The organism is Luteolibacter flavescens (genome assembly GCF_025950085.1).
In the GTDB taxonomy this organism is placed as follows: Bacteria; Verrucomicrobiota; Verrucomicrobiia; order Verrucomicrobiales; family Akkermansiaceae; genus Haloferula; species Haloferula flavescens.
In genome coordinates, this window is record NZ_JAPDDS010000012.1 from 48998 (window position 1) to 64603 (window position 15606).

Below are 15606 nucleotides of genomic sequence, written 5' to 3' on the forward strand. Positions count from 1 at the left end.
GATTGATTTACAAAGCGCCCGGTCTCGTGAGAGGCCGGGCGTTTTTGTTTGCCGGCGGAGGGAGGATTGAGATCGCCCACGTGCACGGAGAAGCTTTGGGTAGGGCCAGTGGACATGAAGAAATACCGGATATCCGATATCCCGACGGAATCATGGATCGCCTTGACGTTCATGTTCTGGAGGCAGAGTTGGGAGTTTCTGAACGAATATGAGGCGCTTGATGGGATCGCACCCGACGAGGTTGAGACGACGAAATATGGCATCCGCATCGCTTGCCAGATGAGCTTCTTGCCGGAGATGGATACCTATCCGGCGGTGATTCTTCTGTCCCGGCCGCGGTTCAGCTCGATCCTGGATTTCAATTCCGGGAAGTTGGAGTCCGCGACGATTCGATCTTCGGACTTCGATCATGGAGTTCTCCAAATCGAGGTCGAGTGAGCTTCCCTTTGGTTTTCGCGTGAGATGGGCCGGCGACTTTTCCCCGCGACAGCCCGCGGGCCTTGGTGTTAGCTCGGTCATGCGTTGGCTTCTGTTTCCGCTGCTCGCTTCCGTCGCCATTGCCCAGGAGGGCGATCCTTTCGCTTCCCTCGACAAGAACAAGGACGGGAAGCTCACCCTGACGGAGATCCCGGAACCCTTGCGTCCGCAGTTCCCGCTGGTGGATGCGAATGGCGATGGCGTGGTGACGAAGGAGGAATTCCTCGCCGTCATCTCCGGGCAAGGGAGCGGTGGGACTGTGGCGGAGATGGAGCACCTGAAGGACATCGACTACGCCGGTGCGGACAATCCCCGCCAGAAGCTCGACCTGATCCTGCCGAAGGACCGCAAGGCGAAGAAGCGCCCGATGGTCGTCTTCGTCCACGGCGGCGGTTGGCAGGCAGGTCGGAAGGAAGACGGGCTGGACATCATCCGCGCCGTCACTGCTACCGGTGACTACGCCGCCGCAACCATCAACTACCGGCTCTCCCAGGAGGCGAAGTGGCCCGCGCAGATCCATGATTGCAAGGCAGCGATCCGTTTCCTTCGGGCAAAGGCAGACGAATACGGCATCGATGCCGATCACATCGGGGTCGTCGGCATGTCGGCCGGCGGACACCTCGTCTCGCTGCTCGGCACCGGCAATGACGATCCGGGCCTGGAGGGGACGCTGGGTGCCTTTGCAAAGGTCAGCAGCCGCGTGCAGTGCGTGGTGAATTTCTTCGGCCCCACCGACTTCCTGACCGGTCTCATCCCCGACGCGGATGCGGATCGCAGCAATGGCCGCAAGATGGTCCAGCAACTCCTCGGCAGGGATGAAAAGGAGGCCCGCGGGAATGCCAAGGCCGCCTCGCCGGTCTCGTGGGTCACGAAGGACGATGCGCCCTTCTTCACCGCCCACGGCACGAAGGACACACTGGTGCCCTATTCGCAGGCGACCACGATCCACGAGGCGCTCGTGAAGGCAGGCGTGGAGAGCCATCTCGTCGCCATGCAGGGTGCCGGTCACGGCTTCGCCAGCCCGGAGCTGAACAACCGCATCCGCCTCTTTCTGGACATGCACCTCCGCGGCAAGCCCGCCGAGATTTCCTCGGAGCCGATCAAGGTGAGGTGATCCAATTCCCGTACATTTCTCCACTTGTTGCCCCCGGCCGGTTTCGTGCACCCTGTGATCGTGAGTGAAGAAGTTCTTTGGAAAGGCAGCCCGTCGCAGGTTCTCAATCTCGGCAAGTATGTCGTCGGCATCTTGCTGACGGTCGGCTTGGCGATAGCCGGGGCATTCCCCGGTCTGCAGCTCCTGTGGATCGCCCTCGTCCTGCCTCTTGGCTGGATGCTGTGGGTCTTCATCGAGACGAAGAGCATCCGCCACGAGCTGACCACGGAGCGCATCAAGTTGTCCGCCGGTGTCTTCAACCAGAAGCTCGACGACGTGGAACTCTACCGCGTGAAGGACACCTCGATGGAGCGCCCCTTCTGGTATCGAGTCTTCGGCCTTTCCACGCTGATCATCGAGACCTCGGATCGCTCGCAGCCGCGCATCGAGATCAAGGCGGTGCGGAATGGTGACGGGCTCCGCGAGACGCTGCGCAAGCAGGTCGAGTTCTGGCGCGACCGCAAGCGCGTCCGCGAAGTGGACTTCGATGAGAAGAGCTTGGTCGAAGGCGCTCCGGGCCAGGACGACGAGACACTGGCTTGAGTTGTCCGGAGGTTTCCATTTTCCTGCCCGCCCATGACCGAACTTCCCGGACGCACGCCGCAGACACCCATCGCCGTCAATGTCGAGATGTGGTTCGAGGGCTCCTTCGTGGAGCGCATCGAGCAGGCGGCGGCGCTAGGTTTCCCGGCGATCGAGCTGTGGTCATGGCGTGACAAGGACTTGGCCGCCGGTGCCGAGGCGCTGAGAAAGCACGACATCATCGCCACGCAGTTCACCGCGTGGGGATTTGGCCAGCAGATCAATGATCCGGCATTCCCGAAGGAAGACTTCGTCGCGGAGATCGCCGCTGCCTGTGAAGCCGCGGAGATCCTGCCCGGCTGCGAGCGCTTCTGCGTGGTGGGCGGCGACAATGTCCCCGGGCTGACCAAGGAGCAGATGCACGCCTCGATCATCGAGAAGCTGCGTGCCGCCGTGCCGGTGCTGGAGGCGAAGCGGAAGATGATCATCCTGGAACCGATGAATCCCTACAACCATCCCGGGCACTGTCTCTACGGCAGCGCCGATGGCATCGCGATCTGCGAGGCGGTGGGATCGGAATGGGTGAAGCTGAATTGGGACCTTTTCCACATGCAGCGCTACGAGGGCAACCTCATCGACAATCTGGAAAAGGGGAAGGAGTGGATCGGCTACGTTCAATTCGCCGACTCGCCTGCGCGCAATGAGCCGGGCACCGGCGAGATTTGCTACAGCGAGGTTTTTCGAAAGGTGCGCGAGCTGGGGCTGCCACTGCCGCTCGGTGCCGAGTGCCTCCCAAAGGGAGGCGATGCCCGTCGCGCCGCGGAGCGACTCTACCGCGTGGATCTGGAGTCGGCGTGATGCCTTACCACGCGATCTCGGCCACCACGGCGCGGTGATCCGAGCCGAGGTCAGGACCGATCCAGCGCTTCCGGCAGTTCGCCATGCCCGGTGCATCCTTGGCACTGCGATAGAGCACGTGGTCGATCGGCACGGCGAGCAGGTGCCCGCGCATCCACGTGCTGCCCGCGCCCTTGCCTTGTGCGGAGTCGATGAGGCCGGCATCCCACAGCGGCTTCATGCCATGGCTCCAGCGCGAGGCATTCAGGTCGCCGGTGACGATCACGGGCAGCGTTTGCTTCGCGACCTCGTCCGCCATGATCCGCAGGAACTCATCCCGCTCGCCCGACCAAAATTCCGTGGTCGGTGGCACCGGGTGCGCGCCGTAGAGGATGAAGTCGCCCGATGGGCCCGTGAGGCGCGCCTTGAGCAGGGGTAGCTCCATCTTTCCGCAAGGGATGATCTCGTGGGAAACGATGGGAAGCTTCGAGTAGAAGGCGAAGCCGAAGTTTCCCTCCACGGGGTGCTTGATCGCGTGAGGATGACTTGTTAGAAGCGGCCGCAATTCCCTGGCCCACACGCGATTCACCTCGGGGAGGAAGATCACGTCCGAATCGGTCTCGCGGGTCCAGCGCACCGCGTCGTCATAGCGCTGGTTTGCCGTGAGGACATTGAATGTCGCGATGCGCACCGGATTCCCGACGGGCTTGCCCCCACTGCCGATAAAGCATGGCGCGAGTTGGAAGACGGGCACCACGAGGAAGATCGCCGCGAAGCCGGCGAGCCGGAACGACTTGAAGGCGAGCAACACGATCACCGAGATCCCGATGAACACCGCATAATGGACCTGGAAGTGATTGAAGAGATCCAGCTTCCAATGCATCCCGCCGAAGAGACCGAGGATCGGGAAAATGCCCGCCAGCGCGGCGATACGCGCGATGAAAGGCAGGGGCTTTGGGAGGAGACGTGAGCGCCACTTCATTGCCCGCACAATGTCATGAACGGGCCGCGGCTCAATGGCCATCTCTGCCCGGATGCACGCGGGGATGTGCTGACACTCATTTCCCTCCGACAGAAGAAAAGGCCGCCACCGGATGATCCGGTGGCGGCCCTCACATATTCAATAAACTATCTTGCCTCAGTCCATCAGGGGATGGCGGTCTCGACCCGGAGGCGGGCGAAGACCTTGCCTGCGGCTGCTGCCGATGCAGGGATCGTCGCCGTCACGGTGTCGAGTCCGGCACTCGGGGTGTTGGTCGCCACCTGGGCTCCGCTGACGGTGGTCCAGCTACCGTCGGCGAGGGTGGTGCTGTATTCCACCACCGCGTTGAGGTAAGCCGCTTCCGACTTCCGCACGAAGGTGAAGATCAGATCACCGGCTGCGTTTTTCGTGACCTTCGGCAGGTCTGCGGTGCTGCTGACAGTTGCATTCGAGTTCAGGAGATACTCAAGGATGTTCGCGATGCCGTCGTTATCGATATCCGCTTCAGGGGACGGATCGCTCAGGCCGGCGGCCCAGGCTTCGTAGCCCTGTGCTTCCCCCGTGGTGAGCACGACAGCATTCTGTGAATACTGCAGGGTGTAGCCGGCCGGGACACCGTTTGCCGCGAAGGTTCCGGTGATCGGACCCGTCGAGGACACGATTTGGTATATCGACGCCGTCGGGGTGCCGGTGATGTTGAGCGTCGCACCGGTGATGTTGAGCGAGCCGGTGACCGTCAGTTTGTCCGCTGCATCTCCGGAGAGTTCGATGTCGAGGCTGCCGGTGAGAGTGGTGTTTCCCAAGGTCAGTTCGTCAATCGGGGAGAAGGCATCTCCGGGAGCGATGGTGCCGGCAACCGTTGCGGCACCCGTGGCCGTTCCGGTGCCTTGTAGCTTGGCTCCGGCCGCGATCTTGATCTCGGACGTGCCGGTGGCACTGCCGGTCGAATTGCTGAGGGTCAGCGTTCCTGCCACCACGTTGGTGCCGAGGCCTACATCGCCGGTCCATGTTTTCGGGTTGGCTCCGGTGTAGGTGTTCGCATTGGTCAAGATCAATTCTCCTTCTCCCTGCTTGAGGATACCATAGCCACCCGACACCGGGCGCGTGATCTCAAGGACGGCTCCGGCCTCGGTGATCAGGGTGATGTTGCCGGGATTCAGTGCGAGTTCACCGGAACCGCCGATCTGCGAGAAGATCTCGCTCGCGAGCGCGCTGAAGGTGGTCACTGCATCCGCATTTCCCTCCACAGGTTCGAATGTCGCACCACCGGTGATGAGACCGCCTTGGAGAACGACACGACCTTGGTCGTCCACGGTTCCCGATGGGAAGTAGGTCAGCCACTCGGCGACTTCCATGGTTCCCCCGATCAGACGAACCTGTCCGATGGATGTGGTGGTGTAGGTGTGGTGACCGCCGAGCGAAGAACTGGCTCCCAGACGGAGGGTTCCTGCCGGGTTCACCGTGATATTCAGGCTCGATGTTGGATAGGGGATGAAGTTGGCGTAGTAGTTTTGGCCAAAGTCCACCGTACCTTCTTCGATGATGATGTCCTCAAGAGCTCCGGCCGATGACCCCATGTAAGCTTCGAAGCGCAGGGTGCCGCCGCCGGTCTTTGTCAGCGTGCCATTGAAGTCGCTTCTTCCGATCTTGGTCAGCGATGCGCCGCTATCGATGTCGATGGTGGCGCCGTCGCCAACGATTTCGAGGTGTCTCTGCGAGACGGTTGCCGCCTTGATGGAAAGGGTGCTTCCTCCGCCAAGCTGGAGCCGGGTGTTCGACTGTGCTGCACCAAGGCTGTGGGCTGTATCAGCAACCACGGTTCCGCCATTGAGGAAGATGCCACCCGTGAACGCATTGGCAGCGCCAAGCGTGACACTTCCGGCACCGCTTTTAACGAACTGCGTATTGCCGCTGATCGAGGAGCCAGAGAGGACATAATTGGTCGTCTCGTTCGCGAATGCCACGTGAGAAGGCGTCACCGGGCCCGTCAGCAAGACGTTGGTATTGCCCGTGATGTCAGCAAACCTGACCGGATCTCCCTGGCCGAATGCCGTGGTCGATGCGTCGCCGGGTTTCGGATTGAAGTTCGCGGTGGTGGTGTCCCAATTGCCATTGGCGTCGTTCTTCCAAAGCAGGGTGCGACCGGAGATCGGGAGCACGCCGGTGCCTGTCATGCGGCGAGTCGGGGTCGGATAGGATGGGAATCCGCCGCCGACTGCATCCACCAGCACCCAGTTGGTGAGGTCCTCGCTGCCTTCGATCACCCATGCAACGGGATCCCGCTCAGGCGCATCACCTGCGGTGACGAACTGGTAGCCGTCGATGGTGATCGGTTGAGGGAAGTCGAAGACCAGGCCCTGCTTGTTGAAGTCCAGCCACTTGGTGGCGGGGTTGTTGTCGACAAGGGCGGATGGTGGTTCGCCACCGGGGAAGTTGCCTCCGGGATTGGAGACGAATGGCACGGCGGTTTCCTTGACCCCACCGTTGTAGAACTCGAACTCGGCAAGCTGGATCGAGTTGGCTCCTGCATTGTTGCGCAGCGAGAGCGGGGTGAAGCGGAAGTACTGGTAGGTTGCAGTACCTCCGGTCACAGCCCGGACCTGGATCGTGTTGCTGGAAGTTCCCGAGGCATTCGTTGCAGCCAGCGTGTAGGCGGTGGTTCCTGCCGTCGGGGTGATGGTGTATGGACCGGCATCACCTTGGACCACGCCGCCTGGATTCAGCACGGTGCCGGCGGGATTGGTGCCGGTGACGGTCCATGCTAGATTCGTGGACTCGCCGACCTTGACGATGCCCGGTGAGGACACCGCGTAGGTTAACGGGTTCGTCTGTGCTGGAGCCGCGAGTCCGAATGCGGATGAAAAGGCAGGAAGCAGGGGGCCGCCCGAGATGGTCCAGCCGGTTTGGAAAGTGCGGTAGAGGTCCGTGATTGCCACGTCCGCACGGGCGTCAACGACCACCCAGTTCGCATTGTCGTTACTTCCCTCGAGGGTCCAACTGACAGGCGTGCGGTCGTTGAAATCGTTGGCGGTCGCGAAATTGTAAGAATCGATCGTTACCGGGGTGAGGAAGTCGAAGAGGAATGGTCCGCGGTCTCCGCTGAAGAGCTTGGTCTGCACGGAGCCGTCGAACATCTTCTCGATTCCTTCATTTGCATCGGGAGCAAATGATCCGCCGGTAGGCGTCATCGGAACCACTGGTCCGGCACCTGTCGATCCCCTGACGTTCAGGATCGTCCCCCGCAGGCCGAAGGTGAACTCGGAAAGCTGGGTGACTGCGTTGTCGGGAGCCAGGTAATTTTTCGTCGGGGTAAACCGGAAATATCGGAAAGTAACTTCCGTAGCTTGCGTAACCACAGTGCTGGCGGCGGCAAGGGCGAGGAGGGTTCGGATCATGGGCAGACGCGGCATCGCACGTCCACCGTCACGGGGTTCGAGTGTTTTTTGCATAGGGATCTTGAGGCTGTGTCAGAGCGAATCGGAACACGTTCGGTCCGGCATGTGACGATCATCCAGGATCGCCGAAACCGCGGGACCATAGGCCGCGATTTCAAGTCGGCAACTAACAGAAGCCGTCAAACTGCCGGACAAACGCGTTTCGATTCATTCGGTCCGATGACGTACGATATACGTCGTAGGTTTAGTCCGTTTTCGAATACACGGAGAACTACGAGTTCCGTTTTGCGCGCTTCAAACAGTAGCGGAAATCGCCGCAATCGTTGCAGTGGCAAAGCATCCCTGCATCAGGTAGCCGCCCGTGGGTGCCTCCCAATCAATCATTTCACCGGCGAGAAAAATGCCGGGAAATTTTCTCAGCATTAAATTGGAATAAAGCTCATCCCAACACACTCCGCCGGCAGATGAAATTGATTCATCGATCGGACGCGGTGACTTGAATCTAACAGGAAAATTTTTGGCGCGTGCAGCAAGTTGCAATGCAGAAGTTGCGGGGCTTAATGCATCGCAGAGGATAGCATGTGCTGCATCGGAAAGCTTCCACAGGCGCTTGCAATCCTTTACGGGATCGATGTTTGCGGCTGTTAGACGAGCGGCCAATTCTTCGGTTGAGAACGTCGGCTTGAAGTCGATGTGGATCGTCGGCTCGTTCATGGAGCGCAATGCTGCGCCGAGCTGATAGATGGCTCCGCCTTCAAGGCCATACGATGTGACCATCAGTTCGCCCTTCGCTTCGTAATTACCCGCACGGATCACGAGGTTCTTCAGCGGGTGGCCTTCCGCGATACGTAGAACCTCGGCGGACCACTCGGTTTCCCATCCGCAGTTCGCCGGAGCGAGCGGTGTCACTTCGACTCCAAGGCCTTCGAGGATCGATGTCCACTTTCCATCCGATCCGGTGATGGACCATGATGCCCCCCCGAGCGCGAGGATGACGGCATCGAACGCATAAGTACGATGTTCATCGTAGATGGAGAAACCGACTTCGTGCGGTGGTCCCGGCTTGAGGCCGGTCCAGCGATGATTCATCGCGAAGGTCACGCCGAGCGCGCGCAGGCGATCCACCCAGCGGCGGAGCAGGGGAGCCGCCTTCATCTCGCGAGGGTAAACGCGGCCGGTGCGTTGCTCGAATGTCTCGATGCCGAGGCCCGCTGCCCATTCGCGCAGGTCCGAGGGCGTGAAGGAGGAGATGGCGTGCTGCCAGAAATCCGGTGGCCCCGAGTAGCGCGAGATGAAGCGCTCGAGATCCTCGCCGTGGGTGATATTCAGTCCGCCCCGCCCCGCGACCAGCAACTTGCGGCCCACGGATGGCTTCGCGTCGAAGACAGTGACGGAGGCTCCTCGTTGCGCTGCGACCTCCGCGGCGCGGAGCCCGGCCGGCCCACCTCCGATGACCGCGAGTTTCATGCTGTCACGGGGCTGGTCATCGCCCGTTTGCTGTTTCATGATCCGGCATGCGTTTGCAGCAGGACCAGTTGTGGAAGAGGGGCGAGGAGTTCATCCGGATCACGCGGCTGGAGCGTTTCGAAGTGGCCTACAAGACGATGGCCGACCTGTCCACGAAGGAAGGCGAGCACCACGTGCTGCCGAAGAAGGAATTCTGCCGCCTGGTCCGCGGTGCGAAGCTGGTGGAGGCGGAAGACGACTGACGGCAGCGACCTGCTGCCGTCATTGATGAATCCCCCTGCGGCAGCGCGCCGCGGCCGCTGTCACTGGGCGAGCGCGCGATCCAGCGCCGCCTTCACGAAGCCCGCGAAGAGCGGATGCGGCTTGTTCGGCTTGGACTGGAATTCCGGGTGGAACTGCGCACCGAGGAAGAACGGATGGTTTGGGATCTCGACGATCTCGACGAGGCCTTCTTTCTCGGAGACCGACGAGATGACGAGTCCGCATTCCTGCAGCTTGTCCTGGAAGTCGGAGTTGAACTCGTAGCGGTGGCGATGACGCTCGTGAATGCGGTCCGCGCCGCTGTAGAGGTCCGCCGCCTTCGTTCCTGCGAAGACGATGCTCTCGCATGAACCGAGGCGCATGGTGGCCCCCATGTCTTCCACGCCCTTCTGCTCTTCCTGCAGGCAGATGACGGGGAAGGGGGTGTTCTTGTCGAACTCGGTCGAGTTCGCACCACGAAGCTTGCAGACATTCCGCGCGAACTCGATCGTAGCGATCTGCATGCCGAGGCAGATGCCGAAGTAGGGGATGTTGCTCTCTCGGGCATACTGGGCCGCGAGAATCTTGCCCTCGATGCCGCGGTCGCCGAAGCCGCCGGGGACGAGGATGCCATCGACATCGCCGATGACCGCCTTCGCGCCGTGGTCCTCGATAGCCTCGGCTTCCACGCGGACGATGTTCACCTTCGTATCGTGATGCGCACCGGCGTGGATGAGGGATTCGTAGATCGACTTGTAGGCGTCCTGCAGCTCGATGTATTTGCCCGCGACCGCGATGGTCACCTTGTTCTTCGGGTGGATGACGCGGCGGACGAAGTGCTCCCAGTCGTCAAGCGCGGGAGAAGGCGTATGGCCGAGGCCGATGCGATCCACTACGAGGCGGTCGATCTTGTCGCGGCGCAGGTCCAGCGGGCATTCGTAGATCGTGTGGGCCACGTCGCGGAAGGCGACCACGTTCTTCTTCTCGACGTTGCAGAACATCGCGATCTTCTTGCGGTTGTCCTCGTCGAGGTCCGCTTCGGTGCGGCAGATGATGATGTCCGGCTGGATGCCGAGTTCGCGGAGCTTCGCGACGGATTGCTGGGTCGGCTTCGTCTTCACCTCGCCCGCCGCCTTGATGAAAGGCAGCAGCGTCACGTGGATGAAGCAGACGTTCTCCTTGCCCACCTCGAGGGCGAACTGGCGCAGCGCCTCCACGAAGAGCAGGCCCTCCATGTCGCCGACCGTGCCGCCGATCTCCGTGATCAGCACGTCCACGTCGGGGTTGTTGTCCGTCACCGCGTGCAGGCGGCATTTGATCTCGTCGGTCACGTGCGGGATGAACTGCACGGTCTTGCCGAGGTATTCGCCCTTGCGCTCCTTCTTGATCACCGCGTCGAAGACTTGGCCCGAGGTCAGGTTGTTCATCCGCGACATCACGCCGGAGGTGAAGCGCTCGTAGTGGCCGAGGTCCAGGTCCGTCTCCGCGCCGTCATCCAGCACGTACACCTCGCCGTGCTGGTAGGGCGACATGGTGCCCGGGTCCACGTTGAGATACGGGTCGAATTTCTGCATCAGCGTCTTGAGGCCGCGGTGCTCCAGCAGCGCGCCGATGGAGGCGGCGGCGAGACCTTTGCCGAGGGACGAGACGACACCGCCGGTGACGAAGATGTATTTCATGGGTGGGACAGTTGGCTGGTAAGGATGGACTCGACGTGCGCGGCTTGTTCGGGAGTGTCAACACCGGGTGAGGTGTCATTTGTGGGCAGGACCCGGATCGACGCCCCGTTTTCCAGGGCGCGGAGTTGTTCGAGCGATTCGGCCTGCTCCAGCGGAGAGGGAGGCCAGGTGACGAATCTCTCAAGGAAAGTGCGGCGGTATGCGTAGATGCCCTTGTGCCGGTAGACGGGTAGGCCCGCGACCGGATTCCGGAAATAGGGCAGGGGAGAGCGGGAGAAATAGAGCGCGCGGCCGTCCAGCGCGGTGACCACTTTCACCACGTTCGGGTCCTGCACTGCCGGGTCGGCGGGATCCAGCGGGTTCGCGGCTGTCGCCATGTCCAGCGTCGCGTCTTCGGCCATGGCGGCGGCGAGCTCGTCCACCAGCACCGGGTCGATCAGCGGCTCGTCGCCCTGGATATTCACGATGATGTCCGCCTGCGGCATCGAGCGGACGGCCTCGGCGAGGCGGTCGGTGCCGGTCGGGTGCTCGGGCGAGGTCATGATCACCTTCGCGCCGAAGCCCTCCGCGGCGGCTTGGATGCGCTCGTCATCCGTGGCGATGTAGAGGTCGTCGAGTCGCGTGCATTTCCGGCACTGCTCCCAGACGTGCTGGACGAGGGGCTTTCCGGCGATGAGGTGGAGGGGCTTTCCGGGGAAGCGGGAGGACCCCCAACGCGCTGGAAGAATCCCGATGATGTGTGGTGCGGCGGCGCCCATGAAATTGCTCGGCGCGGAGACTAGGGGGGGAGCCGCCACACGGGCAAGAGCGCGTGTGGAAATTCCTCAGTGCCCGGTCCAGGTCCCGCCGCTTTCGAGGTAAACGAGCGCTTTATCGAAGGAGCAATTCGTCAGGAAATGCTCCAGCCGCGCGGGAATCCCGCCGCGGTGGGTCTGATGCCACGCGAGGATTTCCTCGGAGACCGTCTTCAGCGCGTCGAGGTGCGCCGCGGAGTCCCGGTCGCGGAAGGCGTGGTCGGCGATGGTTTCCTTCCGGTGGCGGAGGAGGGCGGCGAGGTCGTCGTGCATGGCTCAGGCAAGTGTTCTGGCAACGTAGGCGTCTCCCTTGCGGCGGAAGCACAGGCCGACCGCGACGGTCACCAGCGTGCCGAGCATGATGCGCCAGGTGAAGGCGAAGACCGGCATCCACGACGGCAGATACCACGGCTCATGGCTGGTGCGGCTGGACCAGAGCGCGCGGACCTCGGCTTCCGGGAGCTTGGACTTTTCCGCGACCTGCGCGACAAGTTCGGGCGTCGCTTCGGCAAAGGACTCGGGAGCGAAGGTGGAGTATGACGGCGCGGCTTTCAGCGAAACGAGCGCCTTGCGGACCTTCGCCTCTTTGTCGTGGAAGATGTCGTGCACGTCGTTGTGCGCGCTGGAGAAGAAGCAGACGACCAGCAGGCCGGCGACCATGGCGATGACGTTGCCGCGGCAGTTTCCGCGGGTCTTCGTCAGCATGCCGATCAGGAAGACCCCGAGGAGGGAACCGTAGGTGTAACCGAAGCTGCCGAGGACGATGGGGATGATGCGCAGGTCGGGATTCTTCAGCTTGATGAAGGCCGTGCCGATGCCGATGAGGGCGAGGAGCACGGCGAAGCCGACGGTGGCCCAGCGGGCTGCCTTGAACTGCTCGTTCGAACTGGCCTGCGGGCGGAAATACCCGACATACCAGTCCTTCGTGAAAGTGGTCGCGAGGGCATTCAGCGCGGTGCTGAGCGATCCCATCGCGGTGGCGAAGAGACCGGCCGCGAGCAGGCCGCGCAGGCCAGGTGCGAGATCGTGGACCATGAACCAAGCGAAAATGCCGGGATCGTGATCCGGAGCGCGATGGGCATTCTCGGTGTAGAAACGATGGAGCAAGATCCCGATTGCCAGGAAGCCGACTACCACTGGCAGGTCGATGAGGCCCGAGACGATCACCGAGCGCTGGCCCTTCTTGTGATCCTTCGAGGTGAGCATCCGCTGCACCATGTCCTGATCGGTGCCGTGCGTGGCCAGCGTGGTGAAGACGGAGCCGAGGAAGGCTGCCCAGATGGTATATTCCTGGCTGAGGATGGAGCGGACGTTTTCGCCGAAGGACTTCTGATCATCGATCCCAGTCGTGATGTAGGAATTGATGTCGCCAGCGGAGGGGGTGATGGAGCTGGTGAAACCTTCCCAGCCACCGGTTTTTCCTAGCAACCAGAAGAAGACGTAGGCGGCGGAGCCAAACATCAGGCTCACCTGGATAAGGTCCGTCCATACCACCGCCTTGATGCCGCCGAGCGTGGTGTAGAGGGCGGTGAGGAAGGTGATCACCACCACCGCGCCGACGTAGATGAAGAGCTCCTGCTGGAAGCGTGCCGCTCCCTCAAGCTGGCGGAACTCCGGATGCATCACTTCCCACGCCAGCACGAGAAGGATGGCGGCGACGAAGATCCGCGAGCCGCTCGCCAGCGAGCGCGTGAGGAGGAAGACGAATGACGACAGCCTGCGGGTGACTCGCCCGAAGCGGATCTCGAGGAACTCGTAGATGCTGACGACCTTCAGGTCGTAGAAGGGCTTGATGAAAATCCCCGCAACGAGCAAGCGCGCGAGGATGGTACCGATGACGAGCTGCGCGTAGAGGAAGTTCAGCTTCGCGTAGCCTTCGCTCGGTGTGCCGAGGAAGGTGCCGGCGGAAATCTCGGACGCGAGGATCGACGCGAGCACCGCCCACCATGGCATCGAGCGATTGCCCAGCGCGTAGGTCTCCATCGTCTTCTGACCTCGCGCGGCATACAGCCCGATCCCGATGATCACCACGAAGTAAATGACGATGATGGCAAGGTCGAGGCCGGCTCCGGACATGAGGCGGAGTCTTTCCCGTCACGTGCCCGGCGACAAGCGAAAGGCGGGTTTGCGCTGCTTTCCTTTCGCATGTAAGGACTTCCGTGAACGGGGCGTATCGGAATGGAATTTTATGCCCCGCGGGATGCGTGGAAATCCGTTGATTCCAAGCGGGGAAGCGCTTGTTGGATGGTGGTTTCGACCTCGGATAGTTCGGGGTGATTAACTAAAATTCCGGTCAAGGTTTTAAAAAATTTTGGGCGTGGAACCCTTGTGGAAAGGGGAGGAAAAGTGGCGGCTGTTAGATGAGGTAAAATTTGAATCCCCCTCCGTCCCCGGGACGCTGTATCCCTCCTTCCCGCCGCGCTCCGAGAGGCTCCCACAAACCCTCCGGAGGTCAGTCAGGCGCAAAAACCTTTTTTTGAAAAAGCACGTGACAAACATGGAGTCTGAGGAGTTCGAGGAGGATGCAATGAAGGCGGTCGCTGACGTGGCCGCCCAATGGGAAGCAACCTGCGAAGTTCTCGGCGGCCTGGTGAGCAAGGATGCTTACCAGCGCTGGTTCCGGGCTTCGAGGTTGGTGGCGGTGGATGATTCGAAGGCGGTGATCGCCGTTCCGAATGACATCCACCAGGTGTGGATCGAGACGAACTACATGCCGGAACTCGCTACCGCCGTGGCGGAGACGATGGAAGGTGTGCGCGGGGTGAGACTCGTGGTGGAGGACAAGCTCCAGGAGATTCTGAAGGCCGAGGCTCCGGCAGCCGATCAGGCAGCACCGGCCCGCACGGCACCGGCTGTCCAGGCAGGCGGAGAGGTCAGCTTTGAGAAGCGGCTCAAGACGAGCGGTCTCCAGCCTCAGTTCACGCTGGAGAACTTCGTGGTCGGCGCGAACAGCCAGTTCGCCCACGCGGCTTGCGAGGCTGTCGGCAAGCGCAAGGGACCGGGCTACAACCCGCTCTTCATCCACGGCGGCTCCGGTCTCGGGAAGACTCACCTGATGCAGGCCATCGGCCAGGAGTGGCTGCGCGGCGTGCCTGCCTCGCGCGTGGTCTATCTCACCTGCGAAAAGTTCACGAACGAGTTCATCGACGCCGTCCGCAAGGGCGACCTTGAGCGCTTCCGCAAGCGCTACCGCTCCGCCGAGCTGATGCTGATCGATGACGTGCAGTTCATCGGCGGCAAGGAGCGTTCGCAGGAGGAATTCTTCCACACCTTCAACTCGCTGCTCGACGGGCGCTGCCAGGTGATCCTGACGAGCGACCGCCCGGCAAGCGAGATCAAGAACCTGGAGCCGCGCCTCGTCTCCCGCTTCGAGTGCGGCCTGACGGTGGAGATCCAGCCGCCGGTCTTCGAGACCCGCCTGGCGATCCTCCAGAAAAAGCGCGACGAGTGGAAGGTGAAGGTGGAGGAGGGGATCGTCCGCTTCCTCGCCGAGCGCATCCGCAGCAATGTCCGCCGCCTGGAAGGCGCGCTGATGCGCGTGGCCACCTTTGCCTCGCTGGCAGGCGAGCGGGTGACCGAGGAGCGCGTGGAGCACCTGCTGCGCGACCTCCTGCGCGAGGAGACGGGCAAGCAGGTGACCGTGGACGCCATCCAGCGCGCCGTGGCGGATCACTTCGACGTGCGCCTGGCCGACATGACCAGCCGCCGCCGCCCGGCCAGCATCGCCTTCCCCCGCCAGATCGCCATGTATCTGAGCCGCACGCTCACGAAGCAGTCGCTGATGGAGATCGGCGAGGCCTTCGGCGGACGGGACCACGGCACGGTGATCCATGCGGTGAAGCGCATCACCTCGCAGATGGAGACGGACTCCTCCACCCGCGATGCTGTGGGGATCATCGAGACCTCGCTGCGGCGCTGATAAAGCCGGGGAATTTTTGAAATTCCGGGAGGCCGTCCTACGTGGACGGCCTTCCTTGGCATATCCCGATAGATTGGCTTGCCAAGGATCGGAGATTGCGGAGAGCATCGCCCTCAGCCAACGCGTTCTCCGTTTATCCCC

13 protein-coding genes are annotated in these 15606 nt (G+C 62.0%); 6 read left to right on the forward strand and 7 right to left on the reverse strand.

Annotation, left to right across the window (positions count from 1 at the left end):
• The first annotated feature begins 114 nt into the window (after positions 1–114).
• The 4 genes from OKA04_RS18715 to OKA04_RS18730 all read left to right on the forward strand — a co-directional run bounded on the left by OKA04_RS18715 (position 115) and on the right by OKA04_RS18730 (position 3010).
• Positions 115–438 (forward strand): hypothetical protein, encoded by a 324-nt coding sequence (locus tag OKA04_RS18715; protein WP_264502732.1) that lies wholly within the window; start codon positions 115–117, stop codon positions 436–438.
• A gap of 79 nt (positions 439–517) precedes the next feature.
• Complete coding sequence (locus OKA04_RS18720; protein ID WP_264502733.1) at positions 518–1591, forward strand: alpha/beta hydrolase fold domain-containing protein; 1074 nt, start codon at positions 518–520, stop codon at positions 1589–1591.
• A gap of 60 nt (positions 1592–1651) precedes the next feature.
• Complete coding sequence (locus OKA04_RS18725; protein WP_264502734.1) at positions 1652–2173, forward strand: PH domain-containing protein; 522 nt, start codon at positions 1652–1654, stop codon at positions 2171–2173.
• A gap of 33 nt (positions 2174–2206) precedes the next feature.
• Complete coding sequence (locus tag OKA04_RS18730; protein ID WP_264502735.1) at positions 2207–3010, forward strand: TIM barrel protein; 804 nt, start codon at positions 2207–2209, stop codon at positions 3008–3010.
• A gap of 4 nt (positions 3011–3014) precedes the next feature.
• Here OKA04_RS18730 and OKA04_RS18735 read toward each other — a convergent pair whose 3' ends face one another.
• The 3 genes from OKA04_RS18735 to OKA04_RS18745 all read right to left on the reverse strand — a co-directional run bounded on the left by OKA04_RS18735 (position 3015) and on the right by OKA04_RS18745 (position 8872).
• Positions 3015–3971 (reverse strand): endonuclease/exonuclease/phosphatase family protein, encoded by a 957-nt coding sequence (locus OKA04_RS18735; protein ID WP_264502736.1) that lies wholly within the window; start codon positions 3969–3971, stop codon positions 3015–3017.
• Between the two features lie 164 nt (positions 3972–4135).
• Positions 4136–7366 (reverse strand): autotransporter-associated beta strand repeat-containing protein, encoded by a 3231-nt coding sequence (locus OKA04_RS18740; RefSeq protein WP_264502737.1) that lies wholly within the window; start codon positions 7364–7366, stop codon positions 4136–4138.
• Positions 7367–7660: 294 nt separating this feature from the next.
• Positions 7661–8872 (reverse strand): BaiN/RdsA family NAD(P)/FAD-dependent oxidoreductase, encoded by a 1212-nt coding sequence (locus tag OKA04_RS18745; protein ID WP_264502738.1) that lies wholly within the window; start codon positions 8870–8872, stop codon positions 7661–7663.
• Positions 8873–8880: 8 nt separating this feature from the next.
• On the opposite strand from OKA04_RS18745, the gene OKA04_RS18750 reads away from it, so the two are divergent.
• The gene (locus OKA04_RS18750; protein ID WP_264502739.1) at positions 8881–9075 is read left to right on the forward strand and encodes a hypothetical protein; all 195 of its coding nucleotides are present in this window, start codon (positions 8881–8883) and stop codon (positions 9073–9075) included.
• A gap of 60 nt (positions 9076–9135) precedes the next feature.
• Here the strand turns inward: OKA04_RS18750 and pyrG are convergent, their stop codons facing one another.
• The 4 genes from pyrG to OKA04_RS18770 form a co-directional block, all read right to left on the reverse strand.
• The gene (pyrG, locus tag OKA04_RS18755) at positions 9136–10752 is read right to left on the reverse strand and encodes a CTP synthase (RefSeq protein WP_264502740.1); all 1617 of its coding nucleotides are present in this window, start codon (positions 10750–10752) and stop codon (positions 9136–9138) included.
• Entirely contained in the window at positions 10749–11510 is a 762-nt protein-coding gene (kdsB, locus tag OKA04_RS18760) for a 3-deoxy-manno-octulosonate cytidylyltransferase (protein ID WP_264502741.1), read from the reverse strand. Before kdsB ends, pyrG begins: the two co-directional genes overlap by 4 nt.
• A 66-nt stretch (positions 11511–11576) precedes the next feature.
• Positions 11577–11819 carry a hypothetical protein gene (locus OKA04_RS18765; RefSeq protein ID WP_264502742.1) on the reverse strand — a complete coding sequence of 81 codons (243 nt, stop codon included), beginning with the start codon at positions 11817–11819 and terminating at the stop codon, positions 11577–11579.
• A 3-nt stretch (positions 11820–11822) separates the two neighbouring features.
• The gene (locus tag OKA04_RS18770; RefSeq protein ID WP_264502743.1) at positions 11823–13622 is read right to left on the reverse strand and encodes a sodium:solute symporter family transporter; all 1800 of its coding nucleotides are present in this window, start codon (positions 13620–13622) and stop codon (positions 11823–11825) included.
• Positions 13623–14043: 421 nt separating this feature from the next.
• On the opposite strand from OKA04_RS18770, the gene dnaA reads away from it, so the two are divergent.
• Complete coding sequence (gene dnaA, locus OKA04_RS18775; protein ID WP_264502744.1) at positions 14044–15465, forward strand: chromosomal replication initiator protein DnaA; 1422 nt, start codon at positions 14044–14046, stop codon at positions 15463–15465.
• Positions 15466–15606 lie beyond the last annotated feature (141 nt).

Coding starts and splice junctions, on each gene's coding strand:
- kdsB (WP_264502741.1), bottom strand. CDS start 11,510: ATGGGCGCCGCCGCACCACACATCATCGGGATTCTTCCAGCGCGTTGG.
- OKA04_RS18770 (WP_264502743.1), bottom strand. CDS start 13,622: ATGTCCGGAGCCGGCCTCGACCTTGCCATCATCGTCATTTACTTCGTG.
- pyrG (WP_264502740.1), bottom strand. CDS start 10,752: ATGAAATACATCTTCGTCACCGGCGGTGTCGTCTCGTCCCTCGGCAAA.
- dnaA (WP_264502744.1), top strand. CDS start 14,044: ATGGAGTCTGAGGAGTTCGAGGAGGATGCAATGAAGGCGGTCGCTGAC.
- OKA04_RS18730 (WP_264502735.1), top strand. CDS start 2,207: ATGACCGAACTTCCCGGACGCACGCCGCAGACACCCATCGCCGTCAAT.
- OKA04_RS18715 (WP_264502732.1), top strand. CDS start 115: ATGAAGAAATACCGGATATCCGATATCCCGACGGAATCATGGATCGCC.
- OKA04_RS18750 (WP_264502739.1), top strand. CDS start 8,881: ATGCGTTTGCAGCAGGACCAGTTGTGGAAGAGGGGCGAGGAGTTCATC.
- OKA04_RS18735 (WP_264502736.1), bottom strand. CDS start 3,971: ATGAAGTGGCGCTCACGTCTCCTCCCAAAGCCCCTGCCTTTCATCGCG.
- OKA04_RS18740 (WP_264502737.1), bottom strand. CDS start 7,366: ATGATCCGAACCCTCCTCGCCCTTGCCGCCGCCAGCACTGTGGTTACG.
- OKA04_RS18745 (WP_264502738.1), bottom strand. CDS start 8,872: ATGAAACAGCAAACGGGCGATGACCAGCCCCGTGACAGCATGAAACTC.
- OKA04_RS18720 (WP_264502733.1), top strand. CDS start 518: ATGCGTTGGCTTCTGTTTCCGCTGCTCGCTTCCGTCGCCATTGCCCAG.
- OKA04_RS18765 (WP_264502742.1), bottom strand. CDS start 11,819: ATGCACGACGACCTCGCCGCCCTCCTCCGCCACCGGAAGGAAACCATC.